The 20,089-nt window shown below is 70.6% G+C and carries 16 protein-coding genes; 6 read left to right on the forward strand and 10 right to left on the reverse strand.

The window, feature by feature from the left end:
- Nucleotides 1-1,474: circularly permuted type 2 ATP-grasp protein (locus BGN98_RS03655; RefSeq protein WP_288119625.1), on the reverse strand; the 1,474-nt coding region annotated here is incomplete at its 3' end.
- A 94-nt stretch (nucleotides 1,475-1,568) separates the two neighbouring features.
- On the opposite strand from BGN98_RS03655, the gene BGN98_RS03660 reads away from it, so the two are divergent.
- A complete protein-coding gene (locus BGN98_RS03660; RefSeq protein ID WP_288119627.1) occupies nucleotides 1,569-3,080 on the forward strand; it encodes a molybdopterin-dependent oxidoreductase in 1,512 nt (503 codons plus the stop codon).
- Nucleotides 3,081-3,093: 13 nt separating this feature from the next.
- Here BGN98_RS03660 and rocD read toward each other — a convergent pair whose 3' ends face one another.
- Both rocD and ddaH read right to left on the reverse strand, forming a co-directional pair.
- Complete coding sequence (rocD, locus tag BGN98_RS03665; RefSeq protein ID WP_288119629.1) at nucleotides 3,094-4,317, reverse strand: ornithine--oxo-acid transaminase; 1,224 nt, start codon at nucleotides 4,315-4,317, stop codon at nucleotides 3,094-3,096.
- Entirely contained in the window at nucleotides 4,314-5,156 is an 843-nt protein-coding gene (ddaH, locus tag BGN98_RS03670) for a dimethylargininase (RefSeq protein ID WP_288119631.1), read from the reverse strand. Before ddaH ends, rocD begins: the two co-directional genes overlap by 4 nt.
- Nucleotides 5,157-5,262: 106 nt before the next feature.
- Here ddaH and BGN98_RS03675 point away from each other — a divergent pair, with 106 nt between their 5' ends.
- Nucleotides 5,263-6,018, forward strand: coding sequence for a hypothetical protein (locus BGN98_RS03675; protein WP_288119633.1), 756 nt, complete (start codon nucleotides 5,263-5,265; stop codon nucleotides 6,016-6,018).
- Nucleotides 6,019-6,375: 357 nt separating this feature from the next.
- Here BGN98_RS03675 and BGN98_RS03680 read toward each other — a convergent pair whose 3' ends face one another.
- Entirely contained in the window at nucleotides 6,376-10,098 is a 3,723-nt protein-coding gene (locus tag BGN98_RS03680; RefSeq protein ID WP_288119635.1) for a proline dehydrogenase family protein, read from the reverse strand.
- Nucleotides 10,099-10,235: 137 nt separating this feature from the next.
- Between BGN98_RS03680 and BGN98_RS03685 the strand changes: the two genes are divergently transcribed.
- Nucleotides 10,236-11,117 carry a LysR family transcriptional regulator gene (locus tag BGN98_RS03685; protein WP_288119637.1) on the forward strand — a complete coding sequence of 294 codons (882 nt, stop codon included), beginning with the start codon at nucleotides 10,236-10,238 and terminating at the stop codon, nucleotides 11,115-11,117.
- 19 nt (nucleotides 11,118-11,136) lie between these two features.
- Here the strand turns inward: BGN98_RS03685 and BGN98_RS03690 are convergent, their stop codons facing one another.
- On the reverse strand, nucleotides 11,137-11,697 hold the full coding sequence (locus BGN98_RS03690; protein ID WP_036289974.1) for an acyl-CoA thioesterase: 561 nt from the start codon (nucleotides 11,695-11,697) through the stop codon (nucleotides 11,137-11,139).
- A gap of 143 nt (nucleotides 11,698-11,840) precedes the next feature.
- Here BGN98_RS03690 and BGN98_RS03695 point away from each other — a divergent pair, with 143 nt between their 5' ends.
- A complete protein-coding gene (locus tag BGN98_RS03695; protein WP_061683824.1) occupies nucleotides 11,841-12,359 on the forward strand; it encodes a GNAT family N-acetyltransferase in 519 nt (172 codons plus the stop codon).
- Between the two features lie 164 nt (nucleotides 12,360-12,523).
- Here the strand turns inward: BGN98_RS03695 and BGN98_RS03700 are convergent, their stop codons facing one another.
- From BGN98_RS03700 to BGN98_RS03710, 3 genes are read right to left on the reverse strand one after another with little or no spacing between them, the layout of a single operon-like run.
- Complete coding sequence (locus tag BGN98_RS03700; protein ID WP_288119641.1) at nucleotides 12,524-14,095, reverse strand: cytochrome b/b6 domain-containing protein; 1,572 nt, start codon at nucleotides 14,093-14,095, stop codon at nucleotides 12,524-12,526.
- Entirely contained in the window at nucleotides 14,095-15,084 is a 990-nt protein-coding gene (locus BGN98_RS03705) for an electron transfer flavoprotein subunit alpha/FixB family protein (protein ID WP_061683885.1), read from the reverse strand. Before BGN98_RS03705 ends, BGN98_RS03700 begins: the two co-directional genes overlap by 1 nt.
- 35 nt (nucleotides 15,085-15,119) lie before the next feature.
- Nucleotides 15,120-15,896 carry an electron transfer flavoprotein subunit beta/FixA family protein gene (locus tag BGN98_RS03710; protein WP_288119643.1) on the reverse strand — a complete coding sequence of 259 codons (777 nt, stop codon included), beginning with the start codon at nucleotides 15,894-15,896 and terminating at the stop codon, nucleotides 15,120-15,122.
- A 154-nt stretch (nucleotides 15,897-16,050) separates the two neighbouring features.
- Here BGN98_RS03710 and BGN98_RS03715 point away from each other — a divergent pair, with 154 nt between their 5' ends.
- A complete protein-coding gene (locus BGN98_RS03715; protein WP_016464160.1) occupies nucleotides 16,051-16,569 on the forward strand; it encodes a MarR family winged helix-turn-helix transcriptional regulator in 519 nt (172 codons plus the stop codon).
- Here the strand turns inward: BGN98_RS03715 and BGN98_RS03720 are convergent.
- Both BGN98_RS03720 and BGN98_RS03725 read right to left on the reverse strand, forming a co-directional pair.
- Entirely contained in the window at nucleotides 16,556-17,332 is a 777-nt protein-coding gene (locus BGN98_RS03720; protein WP_288119646.1) for an enoyl-CoA hydratase-related protein, read from the reverse strand. The genes BGN98_RS03715 and BGN98_RS03720 overlap by 14 nt on opposite strands.
- A gap of 4 nt (nucleotides 17,333-17,336) precedes the next feature.
- On the reverse strand, nucleotides 17,337-18,491 hold the full coding sequence (locus BGN98_RS03725) for an acyl-CoA dehydrogenase family protein (protein ID WP_288119648.1): 1,155 nt from the start codon (nucleotides 18,489-18,491) through the stop codon (nucleotides 17,337-17,339).
- A gap of 172 nt (nucleotides 18,492-18,663) precedes the next feature.
- Here BGN98_RS03725 and BGN98_RS03730 point away from each other — a divergent pair, with 172 nt between their 5' ends.
- Nucleotides 18,664-19,881, forward strand: coding sequence for an ROK family transcriptional regulator (locus tag BGN98_RS03730; protein WP_288119650.1), 1,218 nt, complete (start codon nucleotides 18,664-18,666; stop codon nucleotides 19,879-19,881).
- Nucleotides 19,882-20,089: the final 208 nt, after the last annotated feature.

A 20,089-nucleotide genomic window follows, 5' to 3' on the forward strand; every position in this document is an offset into this window, starting at 1 on the left:
CGCCGACGATCCAGGTGTCCTTCGAGCCGCCACCCTGTGAGGAGTTGACGACGAGCTGCCCCTCCGGCAGAGCCACGCGCGTCAGGCCCCCGGGCAGCACCCAGACCTCGTCTCCGTTGTTGACCGCGAACGGACGGAGGTCCGCATGGCGCGGGCGCATCCCGTCCTCGACGAGGGTCGGGATGGTCGAGAGCATCACGACCGGTTGAGCGATCCACCCACGCGGGTCGCGGATGAGCTTCTTGCGCAGCTTCTCGAGCTCCGCGGGCGACGCGTCGGGGCCCACCACGAGGCCCTTTCCGCCCGAGCCGTCGACCGGCTTCACGACGAGCTCGTCCAGCCGGTCGAGCACCTCTTCGAGGGCGGCCGGCTCCTCGAGCCGCCACGTGTCGACGTTCTTGAGGATCGGCTCCTCCGCGAGGTAGTAGCGGATGAGGTCGGGCACGTACGTGTAGAGCAGCTTGTCGTCGGCCACCCCGTTGCCCACGGCATTGGCGATCGTCACGTTGCCCAGCCGCGCGGCGAGCATGAGGCCGGGCGCTCCCAGCATCGAATCGGCGCGGAACTGCAGCGGGTCGAGGAAGTCGTCGTCCACACGGCGGTAGATGACGTCGACGCGGCGCGGCCCGCGAGTGGTGCGCATGAAGACCTTGCCTCCGACGCACTGCAGGTCGCGCCCCTCGACGAGCTCGACGCCCATGAGCCGCGCCAGCAGCGTGTGCTCGAAATAGGCCGAGTTGTACACACCCGGCGTCAGCACGACGACGTTCGGGTCGTCGATGCCGGGCGGGGCCGAGGCGCGGAGGGCCTGCAACAGCTTGTTGGGGTAGTCGCCGACGGGACGCACCCGCATCGAGACGAACAGCTCGGGGAGCGTCTGGGCCATCACCCGACGGTTGGAGATGACGTAGCTGACGCCGGACGGCACCCGCACGTTGTCCTCCAAGACCCGCATCTCGCCGTTCTCGTCGCGGATGAGGTCGATGCCGGCCACCTGGATACGCACGCCGTTGGCCGAGTGGATGCCGGCGGCCTGGCGGTAGAAGTACTGGCTGGAGGCGATCAGCGCAGCCGGCAGCACGCCGTCGCGCACGCAGTGCTGGTGGCCGTAGGCGTCGTCGAGGAACGCCTCGAGGGCGCGCACGCGCTGCTGCACGCCCTTCTCGATGTTCGACCACTCGTCGTACTGGATCACACGGGGCACGGCGTCCAGCGGGAACGGACGCTCCTCTCCGGCGAAGTCGAAGGTCACGCCCTGCGCGAGGTACGAGCTGGCGAGCGACTCGGTGCGTCCGCGCAGCTCCTCCTGAGTCATCTTGGCGAGCGCCTGATACAGCTCGCGGTACGCCGGACGGGAGGTCGCTGCGGCGCCGGCGGGGGCGGGCGCCGCGAACATCTCGTCGAAGGCCGCGACGCCGGAGACGGTCTTGCGCGGAGCCAGCGTCGAGCCGTATCCGTCGAACAGGTCACCCATGCCATGAGCCTAGCCCGGGCCGTGTTTCCTGAGTGTGACGACGGATGCCGCGGCATCCGCCCGCGCGCCGTCCGCGGCGACTTAGGATCAGCGCATGCGTACGCGAGCACGGGCAGCCGCCGCCGGCGCGGCCTCCACCGCCTTCGGTGCCGGGCTCGGCGAGCTTGCCGGCGCCCTCGTGGGGGCGAGTCCCATCGCCGCCGTCGGCGGGGCACTGATCGACCTCGCCCCGCCGTGGGGAAAGGACCTCGCGATCGCCCTGTTCGGCACCGGCGACAAGGCGGCGCTCGTCACCGCGGTCGCCATCGCGCTGCTGCTGATCGGAGCCGGCGCCGGTCTGCTCGCCCGCCGCTCGATGGGCGCCGCGCAGGCTCTCGTCGTCGTGCTGGGGTTGGTGGGCGCGGTGGCCGCCGTGTCACGGGCCGATGCCGCCGCGCTGGCCGTCGTGGCCCCCGCCGTGGGCGCCGGCGCCACGCTCCTCGCCCTGAGCCTGCTCGCGCCGCGCGCCGTGACCGCGCCCTCCGCCGACGATGCCGCGGGCACCTCCCGCCGCACCTTCCTCCTGTGGACCGCCGGCGCGGCGGCGACGGGCGCTCTGGCCGCCGTCGGCGGGTGGGCGCTGCAGACGGGGGCCCGTGCCGCGACCGCGGTTCGCGCGGCGATCACGCTTCCGCGCGCCACGAAGACGGTGAGCGTGCCGGCCGGCGCCGACCTCGGCATCCCGCAGCTCGCGCCGGTCATCACGCCCACGGGCGATTTCTACCGGATCGACACGGCGCTCGCGGTGCCGCAGATCGACCCGGCGACCTGGCGACTGCGTATCCACGGCAAGGTCGACACCGAGGTGGAGATCGGCTGGGACGAGTTGCTCGCCCTTCCCCTGGAAGAGAGCGTGACCACCCTCACGTGCGTCTCGAACGAGGTGGGCGGCGATCTGATCGGCACTGCGCGCTGGCTCGGCTACCCGATCCGACACCTGCTGTCGCGGGCCGGCGTGCAGGCGGATGCCGACATGGTGCTCTCGACGTCGATCGACGGCTTCACGGCCGGCACCCCGCTGGAGGCGCTCACCGACGAGCGCAATGCGATCCTCGCCGTCGGGATGAACGGTGAGCCGCTTCCGCTCGCCCACGGCTTCCCCGTGCGGATGGTCGTGCCGGGCTTGTACGGCTATGTGTCGGCGACGAAGTGGGTGACCGACCTGGAGGTCACCCGTTTCTCCGATGCGCAGGGGTACTGGACGCCGCGCGGGTGGTCGGAGCGGGGCCCGATCAAGCTCGCCAGCCGCATCGACGTCCCCCGGCGCGGCGACACGGTCGCGGCCGGCGACACGGTGATCGCCGGCGTCGCCTGGCAGCAGCACGTGGGCGTTCGCGGTGTGCAGGTGCAGATCGACGGCGGCGAGTGGCAGGACGCGACGCTCGCGACCGCCATCTCGGCCGACACCTGGGTGCAGTGGTCGCTCCCGTGGCGGGCGACGGCGGGACCGCACACGATCGTGGCCCGCGCGATCGGCATCGACGGGCAGCCGCAGACGCCGACGGTCGCCCCACCGGCGCCGGACGGCGCGACCGGGTGGCCGCGGGTCTCGGTCTCCGTGACCTGAGGCCGGGCGGGGCTCAGCCCTCGAGGACGAGCCGCAGCTGCTCGATCGCCCAGTCCAGCTCGGTCGCACGGACCACGAGCGGCGGCGCGATGCGGATCGTCTGGCCGTGCGTGTCTTTCACGAGAACCCCCCGCGCGAGCAGCCGCTCGGCGATCTCGCGTCCCGTTCCGCGCGCCGGGTCGATGTCGACGCCGGCCCAGAGCCCGGCGACGCGGATCGCGGTGACACCGTTGCCGACGAGCGGTGCCAGCGTGGCCTCCAGGTGCTCACCGAGCGCGGTGGCGCGCGCCTGGAACTCGCCCGATGCCAGCATCTGCACCACCTGGGCACCGATGGCCGCCGCGAGCGGGTTGCCCCCGAACGTGGACCCGTGCTCGCCGGGACGGATGACCCCGAGGACGTCGCGGTCGGCGACCACCGCCGACAGGGGCACGATCCCGCCGCCGAGCGCCTTGCCCAGCAGGTACACGTCGGGCACGACCTGCTCCCGGTCGCAGGCGAACGTCGTACCCACCCGCGCGAGCCCGGACTGGATCTCGTCCGCGATGAACAGCACGCCTTCGCGGTCGCACACCTCCCGGATGGCGCGGAGGTAACCGTCGGGCGGGATGACGACGCCCGCCTCACCCTGGATCGGCTCGACCAGCACCGCGGCGGTGTTCTCGTCGATCGCGGCGGCGATGGCGTCGGCATCCCCGTACGGCACGCGGACGAATCCGGGCGTGAAGGGGCCGAAGCCGGCGCGAGCCTGCTCGTCGTCGCTGAAGCCGACGATCGTCGTGGTGCGACCGTGGAAGTTGCCGTCGGCGACGATGATGGTCGCGGCATCCGCGGCGACGCCCTTCGTGCGGTACGCCCACGCGCGGGCGACCTTGATCCCCGTCTCGACGGCCTCCGCACCGGTGTTCATCGGCAGCACGAGGTCCTTGCCGCACAGCTCCGCGAGCGCCGCGGCGAAGGTGCCGAGCTGATCGTTGTGGAACGCTCGGCTCGTCAGCGTGACCCGGCCCAGCTGCGCGGTGGCCGCGGCCACCAGGGCGGGGTGGCGGTGACCGAAGTTGAGGGCGGAGTAGGCGGCCAGCAGATCGAGGTAGCGCTTGCCCTCGACGTCGGTCACCCAGGCCCCCTCACCGCGGGCGATGACGACCGGCAGCGGGTGATAGTTGTGCGCGACGTGCTCGTCCTCGGCCGCGATGAGGGCGGCGGAGGATTCGTCGATGGAGATGGCGGAGCTCATTTCATTCCTCGCAGTTCGAGCGTGCAGCATTTGATGCCTCCGCCGCCGAGCAGCAGCTCCGACAGGTCGACGGGAACGGGAACGTAGCCCCGATCGCGCAGCTGGGCATCGAACCCGGTGGCGCGCGGGGAGAGGAAGACGTGACGGCCATCGGATGCCGCGTTCAGGCCGAACACGGCGCCGTCCTCGTCCGACACGAGGATCGCGTCGGGGTAACGCTCTTCCAGCAGCCGCAGCGACGCCTCGTCGAACGCCGAGGGCAGGTAGGCGATGTTCGCGGCATCCACCCCGCCCTCACCTTCGACCGGGTCGAGCACGCAGATCGCGGTGTCGAGGTGGTAGAACCGAGGATCGATCAGGCGGAGGGAGACGACCTCGCGGCCGAAGACATCGGCGACCTCGCGATGACTGTCACCGACGGAGCGGAATCCGGTGCCGGCGAGGATCGTGTCGCCGACGAGAAGGAAGTCCCCCTCACCCTCCTGCACCTCGACCGGTTCGATCACCTCGAAGCCGGCGGCGGCGAACCAGTCCATGAACGGACGCTCCTCCCCTCGCCGTTCCGGAACACGAAAGCGGACTCCAAGCGCTCGGCCGTCGACGACGAAACCGCCGTTGGCCGTGTAGACCATGTCGGGAAGTCCCGGCAGCGGGTCGATCAGTTCGACCTCGTGTCCGAGGGCGAGGTACGTGTCGTACAGCGTCTGCCACTGACGCACGGCCTTGGCCGTGTCGGTCGGTCGCGCCGGCTCCATCCACGGATTGATCGAATAACGCACCGTGAAGTGCTCGGGTCGGCACATCAGGTAGCGGCGGTGATGGGCGATACGGTCGGGCATTCGAGATCCTCGTTCCTCGCCATCCCCATTCTGCCAGAGCACCCTCGGCATCCGCCGAGACTGTCAAGACCGTTGCGGGTTTCATTCCCCTGAGTAGATTCGTCCCATGGTCCGCCGCACGGGAGAGGAAACGCGCGCACTGTTGTTGCGCGTCGGCATGCAGATGCTGCTGGAGCGCGGGGTGGCGGCCGGTGTGCAGCACATCCGTCTGCAGGAAGTACTGCGACGGGCGGGGCTGACCACCGGAGCGGCGTATCGGTTGTGGGCCGATCAGAGCGACTATCAGCGTGACCTCGCAGTGGCGATGGTGCGGCTGCGCATCCGCAGCGACCCCGCCGAGTATCCGCGTGCCGCGATCGAGGATCTCGTCGCGGCGGCGGCCGACGGTGACGAGGTGATCCGCACGGCGGCTGCCGCGCATGTGCAGAGCATCACACTCGACACCGACGATCCGACCCACGATCTGGACGCGCAGCAGTTCCTCGTGACCCTGGCGCTGCGGGCGACGGCCGAGACCTGGCCCGAGCTGCAGGAGGCGACCCGAGAGCGCCATCAGGGATCCATCGCGGCGTTCGCGCAGTTCTACGTCTACCTCATGGAGGCGTACGGGCTGCGTCTGCGCTCTCCGCTCACCATCGAAGACTTCACCGAGCTGCTGGCCGCGATGTCGGAGGGGTTCGCGTTGCGGGCGATCGAGGGCATTCCGCACCCGATCGTCGCGGCGAGCGCATCGGACGAATTCCCCGAAGGCGCGTGGACGCTTCTCGGTCTCGGAGTGCGCGCACTGGTGTATGGGCTGATGGTTCCGGTCGAGACGGACGAGCGCGACTGCGAATCGGGCGGGAGCTCTGGAGTCGAGTGAATCCCCCGGCCCCAGAGCGACACTCCCCCCGGCGTGTCACAAGACGGTCCGATCGGACGCGCAACCGCGCGTGAGCCGATCCCCGTCTGGCGCTCCCCAGATGCGCCAGAATCATGCTCGCTCGCGCGACCTTCCATCGCCAGAAAGATAACTTGTTTCTCTCGCTGGGGCGTCGGCGACGGTTGCGTTCCACACCTCCACGAGGCGCTCGTCGGTCTCGGTCGCCGTGCGCGCCAGGCCCTCGGCATCCACGTAGTCATAGGTGACCGTGGACATCTCACCCGTTGCGACGTAGCCCAGGCGCTCGATCGACGTCGGATGCCGAGAGCTCACGGACCTCGACGAACGCCGGCCGCATCAGATGACCTCCGCGCTCCAGTCGTCGGGGTTGCCGAAGCGGTGCGCAGTGATCGACACGGCCTGCTCGCGCAGGAACGGCAGCAGTTCGATGCGGCCGGCGGTGGTGACCTCTCCGGCGTAAACGGCGATGTCGACGTCACCGTCGGTCGCACTGACGAGGGCATCGTGGACGCGGGCGACGGATGCCGCCGGCCCGACCAGCCGCACGCGCGGTGCGTCACCATCTTCGCGTGCCGCCTGCAGGCGCTCGATCCACTGCTCGTCGGTCTCGACGAACACCGCGATGTCGAGATCACCGAGCGCGCGACGCACGCCGGCCGGAAGCCCCACCGGTGCACTGATCGTCATCCCGCCACCCGCGCGAACGCCCGCGACCACGACGCGCAGCAGGGCCTGCCACGTGGCATCCTTCGTCGCGCGCACCGCCACCTCGACGGGCCGATACCGGAAGAGATTGCGCTCCACACCGAGCCGTGACACGTCCTTGACGCGGCCGAACTCCCTATCCCAGGCGACCGCATCGGACAGCGCGCCGCGACGCAGCCACTCGAAGGCCTCGTAGTCCAGCGAGGGCTGGGCGGACTCGATGAGCGTCGTGATGCGCGCATCCAGCCCACGCAGGTGCAGCGTCGATGACGGCGCGCCACCCGCCGAGGGCCGCCACGAGCCGAGTCCGATCAGATAGTTCGGGCCGCCGGCCTTCGTGCCGGTGCCGACCGACGAGCGCTTCCAGCCGCCGAACGGCTGACGCTGCACGATCGCCCCGGTGATGCCGCGGTTGACGTAGAGGTTGCCCGCCTCGACCCGATCGAGCCACAGTTCGAGGTCGGCCGGGTCCTGCGTGTACAGCCCCGCCGTCAGGCCGTACGCGACGGCGTTCTGCAGCTCGACCGCCTCCGACAGCGAGGAGGCGTGCATGATGCCGAGCATCGGGCCGAAGAACTCCTCGAGGTGCGTGCGCGACCCCGGCCGCACCCCGACGCGGATGCCGGGCCGCCACAGGCGCCCGGCCAGAGCAGCATCGGCGTCGGCCGAACCCTCGATGAGTTCGGGAGCGACCAGCCAGCTCTCACCCTCCTCGAGGGTCGTGAGGGCCCACTCGAGCTTGCCGCGCGGCGTCTCGATCACCGGCCCGACCTCGCTCGACGGGTCGGAGGGCGCTCCCACGCGCAGTGAGCGGACGGCATCGACGAGCTGGCGCGCGAACCGCTCGGAGCGCGCCACCGGTCCCACCAGGATCGCGAGCGAGGCGGCGGAGCACTTCTGCCCGGCGTGACCGAAGGCGCTCTTCACCAGATCGGATGCCGCGAGATCCAGGTCGGCGGAGGGCATGACGATCATGGCGTTCTTGCCGCTCGTCTCGGCGAGCAGCGGCAGGTCGCGCCGCCACGAGCGGAACAGCTGCGCGGTCTCCCACGAGCCGGTGAGAATCACACGATCCACGTCGGGGTGCGCGATCAGCTGCTGGCCGTGCTCCTCCTCGTCGACGTCGACCAGCGCGAGGATGTCGCGGTCGACGCCCTCGAGGTCCAACGCCGCCCAGACGGCCTCGGCGACCACGGCCGCGCAGCGGCGCGCCTGAGGAGCCGGCTTGAACACGACACCCGAGCCCGCCGCGAGCGCAGCGAGCACTCCGCCGGCAGGGATCGCGACGGGGAAGTTCCAGGGCGGCGCGACCACCGTGAGCGCCGCAGGCACGAAGACCGCGCCGCTCACCCGATCGAGCTCGCGCGCCGTCGCGGCGTAGTAGTTGGCGAAGTCGACGGCTTCGCTGACTTCGACATCGGCTTCGGCGAACACCTTGCCGGTCTCGCTCGCGGCCACCTCGATGAGCTCGCCGCGCCGAGCCTCGAGCGCACGCGCGACCGCACGCAGAACCTTCGCTCGATCGTCCGCGGGCACGGCGCCCCACCGTGTGCCGGCGGCCCGAACGCGCGCGACCGTCTCTTCGAGCGACGCCGAATCGTCGATGCGCGCAGCGGCGATGGTCGACTCTCCGGCGCTCGACCCGGCGATCCGCGCCAGAATCTCGTCGGCCCAGGCACGGTTGGCCGGCAGCGCGGGGTCCGTGTCGGGCGCGTTCGCGAACCCCGGCGCACCCTCGGCGCGGACGGATTCACGAAGGTCGAAGACCGCGGTGTCGACGAACGACCCGCCGTCACCCCGACCGTCGGCGATACCGAGAACCACCTGCGTCAGATCGCCGTCGGCGGCTCCCTCCGCCGTTTCGGCTGCGGGCTCCGGACGGGTGAGGGCGGGGGTCGCTGCGCCGCTCGCCGCGTCGTCCCGCCGGGTCTGCGTCCGCTGAGGCCCCACGGGAAGCGCCGGGTCGGCCGCCCGCAGCAGCGAGGCGAGGAAGCGGTCGCGCTCCCGCGCGAACATCGCCGGATCTTCGGCAAGATCGAAAGCGGCCGAGAGGAAGTTGTCGCTCGACGCGTTCTCCTCCAATCGGCGCACGAGGTAGCTGATGGCCACATCGAACTCGTCGGGCCGCACGACCGGCACGTACAGCAGCACGTGGCCGACCTCGCGCGAGACCGCCGCCACCTGTCCCTGTGCCATGCCGAGGAGCATCTCGAACTCGACGTCGTCCCGGACGCCGCGCTCCCCCGCGAGCAACCACGCGTACGCGATGTCGAAGAGGTTGTGGCCGGCGACGCCGAGGCGCACCGCGCGCGAGTTCTCCGGCCGCAGCGCCTCGTCGAGGCACCGGAGGTAGCTGGCGTCGGCGTCGAGCTTGCTCGCATGGGTGGCCAGCGGCCAGCCGTGCATGACGGCATCCACCCGTTCCATCGCGAGGTTCGCGCCCTTGACGAGTCGCACCTTGATGCGGGCGCCCCCGCCGTCGACCCGCTGCTGAGCCCAGGCGGTGAGCTGCCGCAGGGCCGGCAACGCATCGGGAAGGTAGGCCTGCAGGACGATGCCCGCCTCCAGGTCACGCAGCCGCGGATCCTCCAGCAGCCGGGTGAACACCGCGATCGTCAGGTCGAGGTCGCGGTACTCCTCCATGTCCAGATTGATGAACGTCTGAGCGGACTCGGGCCCCGCCGAGGAGGCGGCCGTCAGGTACAGCGGGAGCAGGCGGTCGACCACCCGGTCGACGACCTGGTCGAAGGCCCACATCGAGATGTGGCTCGCGATAGCCGACACCTTCACCGAGACGTAGTCGACGTCGTCGCGACGGATGAGATCGTGGATGCCCTCCAGGCGACGCAGCGCTTCGGCTTCGCCCAGCACGGCTTCGCCCAGGAGGTTCAGATTGAGACGCGCACCGGATTCCCGGATGGCCGTCAGGGCGGGGCCCAGCTTGTCGGGCCGGGCATCGACGATGAGGTGCCCGACCATCTCGCGCAGCGCTTTGCGCGCGATCGGCACCGTCGGCGCCGGAAGAATCGGCCCGACGGCACCCGCCGTGCGCACCGCCGCACGCAGGTACCAGGGCAAGAACTGCGGAACCAGAGGCGCCACGCGCTGCAGGTTCGCCGCGGCGGCGCTCAACGACTCGGGACGCATAACACCGTCGACGAAGCCGATCGTGAACGGCAGCCCGTGCGGATCCTTGAGCACGCCCGCCAGCCGTTCGGCGGCGGGATCGACGTCGGCAGCCGCAGACTCGTCCACCCAGCGTCGCGCCAGCGAGATGGCGCTGTCGGCGAGCGCGGATGCCGAAGGAGGCGTGGTGGTGTCGTCGGTCACGTCTCCAGAGTGCACTGTGTCCATGCGTCCAGCGTGAGGCACGCATATGATTCGGCAAAAGCGATGATCTTTGACGGATATCGTTCGATGACAGCGATGTTTTCTCCGGCGCGACCACGACGCAGCCGAGACGACGGCGACGGGTGACGGAAGGAGCGCGCGTGTTCGAGTTGAGACGCCTCCGACTGCTGCACGAACTCGCCCAGCGCGGCACGATCGCCGCCGTCGCACAGGCCTTGGCGTACAGCCCGTCCACGATCTCGCAGCAGTTGTCGCAGTTGGAGCGCGAGGCGGGAGTGGCGCTGCTCGCTCCGGATGGACGCCGCGTGCGGCTGACCGCGCACGGCGAGACGCTGGCCGCCTACGCGGCGCGCGCCCTCGATGCCGACGAGGAGATCCGCGGCGAACTCGAAGACACCCGCCTCGGGATCGCGCCGGTGCGTCTCGCCGTGCTGCAGACGGCCGCCCGCGCTCTCGTGCCCGCAGCCCTGACCCTGCTCGCCGAGCGGACGCCGGGCCTGCGCGTGGAGATCTCCGAGCTGCCGCCCGAAGAGGGGTTGTTCGAGCTCGGAGCGCGCGGCTTCGACCTCGCGATCGCCGAGCAGTACCCGGGGCTCACTCGCCCGCACCGATCGGCGCTCGATCGGGATCTGCTCGGCGTCGACCCGATCCGGCTGGCGACGGCGCGCGCCATCGGGCCGCTGGCCGACCTGGCCGAACACGCCTGGGTGATGGAGCCGCGCGGCACGGCGGCGCGCGAGTGGGCGATGCAGCAGTGCCGCGCCGCCGGGTTCGAGCCGGATGTCCGCTTCGAGCTCGCCGACCTCAGCGGACATGCCGAGCTGATCGCCGCCGGTCACGCCGTCGGACTGCTCCCGGATCTGCTGTGGGCCGGCGGCGCACCCCCGGTGCACCTGAGCGCGCTTCCGGGCGACCCGGCGCGCGAGATCTTCACGGCCGCGCGCCGATCCAGCCGCAGCCTTCCCGGCATCCGCAGCGTCCGCGACGCTCTCGCCGACGCGTTCGTCGCGCGTCGGGTCTGACGCCGGCATCCCTGCGGGATCAGTCCCACTCGCTCGGCGCGGGGGCCTTCGTCGAGGGCAGCGCGCTGTCGCGAGCCCAGTCGGCCACCCACTGCGGCAGCGGTGGGAGATCATCCGGCCGCTCGAGCGCCTCGAACAGCTCGTCGGTGTTCACCACGCCGCCGGTGCGGCGCAGGAAGCGCGCGCGGACGATCATCTCGGCATAGACCTCGCCGTCCACGACCGCGCGGTGCATCTGGTAGACGGCCTTGTCATCGTGGGCGTACAGGCGGGATTCGACCGTGAAGCGCTGCCAGAGCTGCAGCGACTTGCGGAAGGTGACCGTCTCGCTGGCGACCACCGCGTACCAGCCCTGCGCGTTCATCGCATCCCAGATGCCGGTGCGGATGAGCAGGTCGAAGCGGCCGAGGTCGAACAGCGAGGCGTAGCGGCCGTTGTTCATGTGACCGAGGAGGTCGATGTCGGTCGGGAGCGTCCGCAGCCTGATGCGCCCCACGGTGCGCGGCGGCAACGGGCCGCGCCGATGCAGCAGCACCTTCGCGCGCCAGATGGTCAAGAGGGTCCGCCACCATACGTTCACGAAGCGCGATGCTAGCGGATTCCCCGATGGGCTCCTGGCATCTCTTGTGGGGTTCCCACAGTCCTCGTGGTGCCGCCGCGACGAGGGTGGAGCGCGGCATCCATCGATTTCGTGAATCGGAAGGGCCGCCGTAGAGTCTGGCCATGGAAGCCCCCACCGACATCACCGCGCAGACCGACACCGTCGTCCGTCCCGTTCGTGACGTGGATGCCGAGGCCCTCGGACGTGTCCACGCCACGTGCTGGCACGAGACCTACGACCACCTCATCAGCAAGGCTGCTCTGGAAAACGTCTCACCCAAGCGCCTCGCCGAGCTGTGGACGCACTGGGCCCAGCAGGGCCCCGAGTTCAAGATGTTCGCCGCCCTCGTCGGCGGCGAGATCGTCGGATTCGCCGGCTCGGGCCCGGCGCGCGACCGCGACGCTCCGCGCACGCGTGAGCTCTACTTCATCTACCTGCTCGACCAGTTCCACGGCACCGGCATCGGGCAGCAGCTGTTCGACGCGACGGTCGACGCCGACGAGGAGCTCTACCTCTGGGTCGCCGAGGACAACCCGCGGGCGCACCGCTTCTACGCGCGCAACGGTTTCACGCTCGACGGCGCCACGCACACCGAGCCGTTCCTCGGCGAGACGCTCACCGAGGTCCGCTTCGTGCGCTGATCGCGCCTGCCGCGTCGCGGGTTCCGCCGGCCCCACCGCGCTGACGAACTCCGCAGATTCTGACGAACTCCGCATCCAGATCGCCGATCGGATGCGGAGTTCGTCGCATTCTGCGGAGATGCTCGGCTGAGCGGCGGCCACTGTCGGGACGCTGATCGCGCGCGTCAGCGCCCGCTGACCGTGCCGAACAGGCGGGCGATCGGGGCGAGCACGAGCGGGCGGGCGGCGACCCACGCGGCGGCGATGACCACGAGAGAGACCACGAACAGCCAGAAGCCGGTCCAGTTGTCCGCAGAGGCCGTCGGGTCGACCGAGCCCTGCGCGGCGTACATGTGGTTGAGGTTGCGCAGCGCCCCGGTCGCGAGCACGAGAACGACGTGGATGACGATGAACACGACGAAGAACAGCATCACCGGGAAGTGCACCTTGCGCGCCCACTCGATCGGGTAGGCGGCGCTGAGCTTCAGGTTCTTCTTCGGCCACATCCCGCTCATCCGGAAGCCGGTGATCGCGGCGAGCGGGGCGGCGATGAAGACGGTCGAGAAGTAGGCGAGCTGCTGCAGCGCGTTGTAGTTGACCCAGCCGTTCTCGGTCGGCCAGTCCAGCGAGACGTACTGCAGCGCGGCGCTGAGCGCGTTGGGGACGACTTCCCAGCTCGTGGGGACTATCCGCATCCACTGGCCGGTGACGAACAGCAGCACGATGAAGACGGCGCCGTTGATGAGCCACAGGATGTCGAGCGCCTGATGGAACCAGATCGTCAGGCTCGTCTTGCCCTTGGGGTTGTTCTTCGGCGCCCAGAAGACGCTCGGCCGCTTCTCGCGGCGGATCGTGAGCCCCGAGCGGATGATCAGCACCATCAGGAAGACGTTGAAGAAGTGCTGCCAGCCGAGCCACGCGGGGATGCCGACGGGCGCACCGGCAGGCAGGTGGTACTCCCCGGGGTAGGTCGCGAGGAAGTCGCGCGGGCCGTCGAGGCTCAGCAGGAACCGCACCGCGAGCACCGCCATGCCCGCCGCGAACAGGAGCCCGATCCCGCCGACGATGACGGTGCCCGCCCACTGCGTCTTCGTGAACGGGCCGATGCGCTGCGGTTCAGGCTTCGGCTGCGGCCGACGCGACGCGGCACGACCGGCCCACGCGGTCTGCGGAACGCTCAGCGGCGCACGCGGACCCTCGGCGACGGCGGGAACGAGAGGGCTGTCGGCGGCGTGGGCGACCTCCGCGGAGGCATTCTCCTCACCGGGCGCCGCGGCATCGACGGCGGCCACGGCGACCGCGGTCGATGCAGCCACCTCGGTGCCGGCGGGTGGCCAGGCGTCGCCGCCCGCGACGCGGGGCAGCCCGCGTCGCACCGATGGGGCGCCGTCGGCCGCGGCGGGTCGGGGCGTCGGAGCGGAGACCGCGGCCGCCTCCGCGTACGCCGCCTCGGCGTCAGCGGCAGCAGCGACGACGCCGGTCGGCCACGGCTCGCCTCCGGCGACGCGCGGCAAGCCCCGGCGTACGACGGTCTCGCTGCCGCGGGAAAGTGCGGAGGCGGCCACCGCGGTCGCCTGTTGCCCCGAGTGCGTCGGTGCGACGGCGGACGGCGCCATGTCTGCCTCGGCGACAGTGCTCTCCACGACAGGGGTCGCCTCCACGACGGCCTCGGCGGGCGCGCTCGCGGCCGGCGGCCACGGTTCTCCACCGGCGACGCGCGGCAAGCCGCGGCGCATGGACGATCCGCCGGTCGCCATCAGGCCTTCCTGGCGTCGAGGGCGGCGATCAGCTGCGGGACGACCGTGAACACGTCCCCCACGATGCCGAAGTCGGCGATGTCGAAGATCGGGGCGTCGCCGTCTTTATTGATCGCGACGATCGTCTTCGCGGTCTGCATGCCGGCTTTGTGCTGGATCGCGCCCGAGATGCCGAGAGCGACATACAACTGCGGAGACACCGACACACCGGTCTGACCGACCTGGTGCGAGTAAGGGATGTACCCGGCATCCACGGCGGCCCGCGAGGCGCCCACAGCCGCGCCGAGGGCATCGGCGAGCTGTTCGACGAGCGCGAACTTCTCGGCCGAGCCGAGTCCGCGCCCTCCCGAGACGACCTTCGCCGCGCCGCGCAGCTCCGGCCGCGACGACGCCGCGACCTCGGCTTCGAATCCGGTGATGCGCGCCGCCGGCGCGCCCGAGGCGGCGACCTCCAGCGGCACCACCCGCGGCTCGGCGACGGCCGCGGCACGGGCGTCGACCGCCCCCTGGCGCACCGTGACCACGAGAGGACCGAAGGTGGCTGCGCTCGTGACGTTGTACGCCCCGCCGTAGACGGAATGCTGCGCGAGCACGCCCTCGTCGTCGCGGGAGACGCCGACCGCATCCACGGCCAGGGCCGCACGCGAGCGTGCCGCGTACCGTCCGGCGATGTCGCGGCCCTCGATGGAGTTCGACACGAGCACGGCGTCGGGCTTCACGAGCGCGGATGCCGCGTCCACGGCATCGACCAGAGGAACCGTCAGCGATCCGTCCGCACCGCCCAGCCCCGCGGTGAGCACGACCGCAGCCCCCAGCGCACCCGCCGCCTCGGCGAGTGCGGCATGCGCCTCGTCACCGGCGACGACCAGCGCGACCGGCGTGCCGATGCCGGCGGCGGCGCCGAGCAGTCCGGCGGCCGAACCGGCCAGCTCACCGGCCGGGGTGACATCCAGCAGGACGAGAATCGCGTCCGAGGCGACATCCACCATCACGTTCTCCATCGTCATCGTTCCCAGCACCGTTCTCAGGCCAGTCGGTTCTCGACGAGGAAGGCGGCGAGCTTGTCGCCCGCGTCGCCCTCATCGACGATCTTGATTCCCGCACCGCGCGGAGGCTTCTCGGCGACCGCCGTCATGATCGACTGCGCGGCCGCGGACGGGTCCACGTCGACGCCGAGGTCGGCCAGCGACACGATCTCGAACGGCTTCTTCTTCGCCGCCATGATGCCCTTGAAGTTCGGGAACCGGGCATCCGGGAGGGCTTCGGTGATCGAGATGACGGCCGGCAGCGCCGCACTGACCTGCGCGGTGCCGAAGTCGGTGGCGCGCGTGCCGGTGATCTCCCCCTCGCCGATCGTGACCGACGACAGCGCGGTCGCCTGCGGCACCTGCAGGTGCTCGGCGATCATCGCCGGAAGGACGCCGCCGGTGCCGTCGGTGGAGAGATTGCCGGTGATGACCAGGTCGAACCCGGCTCGCCGCACCGCAGCGGCGAGCACGGCCGCGGTCACGCCCAGATCTGCGCCGGCCAGCGCCGGGTCGACGACCTGCAGAGCGGATGCCGCGCCCATCGCGAGCCCCTTGCGGATGGTGGCCGCAGCCTCCTCCGATGCCATCGAGACGACAGCGACCTCCGTGCCGGGGTGGGCGTCGGCATACGACAGAGCCACCTCCAGTGCGCGCTCCCCGATCTCATCGAGCACGCGCTCAGAGGCCGAGCGCTCGGCGAGACCGGTCTCGAGGTCGAGCTTGCGGTCGCCGTAGGTGTCGGGGACTTCTTTGACCAGCACCACGATCTTCATCGGTTCTCCTTGCGACGCATTCATTCTAGAAGGCGCGACTCAGTATCGCATCCGTTGAGACTCAGGATCATCCGTGGGGGCGGATCGAGGTCCGCGCTAGCGTGAGACCAGCGCGCACGGCACTTCGGGCGCCGAGCCGTTCGAGGAGATGCCCGTGAGCCGCACGCCGTCGTCGCCACGCGATCCGATCGCAGAGGCCCGCCGCCAGTGGGTGGCGCACGGCTGGGTCGACGCCGCGGCAGGGATGACGGCGGTGACGAGCATCATGCGGGCGCAACAGATTCTGCTCGCGCGCGTCGACGAGGCCCTGAAGCCGTTCTCGCTCACGTTCGCCCGCTACGAACTGCTGACGCTGCTGAGTTTCACCCGTGACGGACGGATGCCACTGTCGTCGGCGGCGAGCCGCTTGCAAGTGCACCCGACGAGCGTGACGAACACCGTCGACCGCCTTGAAGCGGCCGCGCTCGTCGCGCGCGAGCCGCACCCCGGCGATCGTCGGGCGACGCTGGTCGCCCTGACGAGGGCGGGGCGTGACCTCGCGGCTCAGGCCACCGCGGCGCTCAACGACGCCGTGTTCGCCGCGCCCGGCCTGACAGCCGACGACGTGGAAGACCTCGTCGCGATCGTCGCCCGACTGCGCCGGTCGGCGGGCGACGTCGTCAGCGATTCGTGAATCGCGGCGCACGCTTCTCCCGGAAGGCGGCCATGCCCTCCTTCTGGTCGTCCAGCGCGAACAGTGATGTGAAGACCTGCTTCTCGAAGCGCAGCCCCTCGGCGGCGGCGGTCTCCAGCGAGGCGCGCAGCGACTCCTTGGCGGCGTACAGGACGGGAAGCGATTTCGCGGCGATCTGCTCGGCCATCGCTTCTGCCTCGGCGAGCAGGTCGGCGGCGGGCACGACGCGGGAGACCAGGCCGGCCCGCTCGGCTTCGGCGGCATCCATCATCCGTCCGGTGAGCACGAGCTCTGCCGCCTTGTAGTAGCCGATCGCACGCGGCAGACGCTGCGTGCCGCCGAGGCCGGGGATGACGCCGAGAGTGATCTCGGGCTGACCGAAGCGGGCGGTGTCGGCAGCCAGGATGATGTCGCACGCCATCGCCAGCTCGCAGCCGCCTCCGAGCGCGTACCCCGCGACGGCCGCGATGACGGGCGTGCGTACGCGCGAGAAGGCCTCGAGGCCCACGAAGGGGTTGCGCAGCGACATCTCGACGGCAGAGCGGTCCTCCATCTGCTTGATATCGGCGCCGGCGGCGAAGGCGCGCTCCGAGCCGGTGACGACGATGCAGCCGATCTCCTCGTCGGCATCGAACGCGGCCGCCGCGGCGGCGAGTTCTTCGACCAGGGTCGAGTTCAGCGCGTTGAGCGCCTCGGGGCGGTTCAGGGTGATCCAACCGACGCGGCCGCGGGTGGAGACGAGGATCGTGGAGTAGTCGCTCATGTGCTCATGCTCCCAGAACGTCGCGACCGATGATGACCCGCATGATCTCGTTCGTGCCCTCCAGGATCTGATGCACACGAAGATCGCGCACCACCTTCTCGATCCCGTACTCCTGCAGATACCCGTAGCCGCCGTGCAGCTGCAGCGCCCGGTTGGCCACCTCGAAGCCGGCGTCGGTGGCGAAGCGCTTGGCCATGGCGCACTGCACGGCGACGTCGTCGGCACGGACGTCGATCGCGCGAGCCGCGTCGCGCACCATCGCCCGGGCCGCCTGCAGCTGCGTGGCCATGTCGGCGAGGGCGAACACGACGCTCTGCCGTTCGGCGAGGGCCTCGCCGAACGTGAACCGCTCGCGCACGTAGCGCACGGCACGATCGAGCGCCCACTGGGCACCGCCGACGGAGCAGGCCGCAATGTTGACCCGCCCCCCGTTGAGCCCGCTCATCGCGATGCGGAACCCCTCGCCCACGCCGCCCAGCAGAGCGGATGCCGGCACCCGCACCTCGTCGAGGATCACCTGACGGGTGGGCTGCGCGTTCCACCCCATCTTGCGCTCATGGGGTCCGAAGCTCAGGCCCTCGACATCCGCCGGCACCAGGAAGGCGCTGATGCCCCGCGCGCCGGGCTCGCCGGTGCGGGCCATGACGACAGAGACCGACGCCTCACCCGCGCCGGAGATGAACTGCTTGACCCCGGTGAGCACATAGCCGTCGCCGTCGGCGATCGCGCTCGTCGTGATGGCCGCGGCATCCGAGCCCGCGCCGGGCTCCGTGAGGCAGTAGGCGCCGAGGTCGCGAAGCGTGATCAGACGCGGCAGCCACTGCTCGCGCTGCGCCGGAGTGCCGTAGCCGTCGATCATCCAGGCGACCATGTTGTGGATGCTGATGTACGCGGCGATCGTGGGATCGCCCATCGACAGCTGCTCGAAGACGAGTGCGGCGTCCTCACGCGTCAGCGCGGTGCCGCCGACGTCCTCACGCACGTACAGCCCTCCGAGGCCGAGTTCTCCGGCGTCGGCGAGCACATCCCGCGGAAAGTGCTTGTCGCGATCCCATTCCAGCGCGTGCGGCTCCAGCCGCGTCCGGGCGAAGTCGCGGACGGCTTCGAGGATGGCTCCCCGCTCATCGGCGGAGAGGGAAGGGGACACAGTCATGCTCATCGCGTCACGTCCTTGTGAAACAGATCGACAGCCGGAAGTGCGCCCGGTAGGGCACAGCGATCATTTTACATGGACGTCCTAGTATCTCGCGCGACGCTCCGATCCGTCTCCTGTGAGCACCCGGTTGTCACGCGTACTAGCGTGAAGGCGCAGTGACCACGGGAGGAGGGCGATGGTGCTCAGTACGCGCGGGTCGAACCTCCTCGGGGTGGGCAACTACAACCAGGCGCTGATCCTCGATCTCATCCGCCGATCTCCGGAGGGGATGAGCCGCGTCGAGCTCGCCGAGAAGACGGGTCTGTCGGCGCAGACGCTGACCAACGTCACCCGCCGACTGACCGCAGAGGGATTCATCGCCGAAGCCGGGAAGGTGGGGACGGGCCCGGGCAAGCCGCGCACGATGCTCGCCCTCGAGCCGTCCGCGCGCTTCGCGATCGGCGTGCACCTGGATCCCGCGGTCACCACGGTCGTCCTGCTCGACCTCGCCGGACGGATCGTGCAGCACCGGGAGATCCAGCCGACGGGTGCCTCCAGCCATCAGCAGCTCGACGCCATCGGCGCGGTCGCGAGCGATCTCGTCGCGACGCTTCCCGATCCGGACCGCGTGCTGGGTGTCGGCATCGCCGCCCCCGGTCCGCTCGACACGGAGGCGGGCCTGCTGCTGAACCCCCCGCTTCTGCCCGAGTGGTCCGACACACCCCTGCGCGGCGAACTGGCCGCCAAGACCGGACTGCCCGCGCTGCTCGAGAAGGACGTCATCGCTGCCATGGTCGGCGAGCTGTGGGTGACGCCGGCCGGGGATCTCGGAGACGCGCTGTTCTTCTACTACGGCGCCGGCGCCGGTGTCGGGCTCTCGCTGGCCAACACACCGCTGCGCGGGGCGACCTCGAACGCCGGGGACATCGCGCACCTGATCGTGGACCCCGCCGGACCGGTGTGCGAGTGCGGGGCACGCGGATGCCTCGGCGTCTCGCTCGAGCCTGGGACCCTCCTGGCCGACGCGGGACTGCACTCGACGCCCGATCCGACGCCGCGCGACCCCCGCGCAGCCCTCGACGAACTGTGCCTGCGCGCACTGGAGGGCGAGCCTCGCCCCGCCGCGGCGCTGTCGCGCGCCGCGGCACGGATCGCGCGCGCTCTCGTGCAGCTGGACAATCTCCTGGATCTGACCGATGCCGTGCTCGGCGGCCCGGTGTGGGCTCGGCTGAGTCCGTTCCTGCGGCCCGCCGTTTCCGACGCGCTGGTGCGCACCGGCGGCGTGACGACGGTGCGCCCCTTGACGCTGCGCGAATCGCGACTGGGCACGGACGTGGCGGCCGTCGGCGCCGCGTGCCTCGTGCTCGACGGGGCGTTCACCGCGCGCCCCTCGCACCTGCTCATCACCGACTGAGAGCGATGCGCGCTCATTGCTCGTCGAGATGCAATCGTGACTTGACCTCATTTATCAAGTTGATAGATTAATCACGCTCAGCGCCGAGCTGACGCCATCCCCTAGGGCGTGTTGATCAAGAAGGTGCGGGGTGGCCAGCCGCCGCGAGTTGCGCGGGAGAATGGGCGTGTGAAGATCCAGGTGCTGCATATCGAGGATTGCCCGAATT

The organism is Microbacterium sp. 69-7, assembly GCF_001897985.1.
GTDB lineage: Bacteria > Actinomycetota > Actinomycetes > Actinomycetales > Microbacteriaceae > Microbacterium > Microbacterium laevaniformans.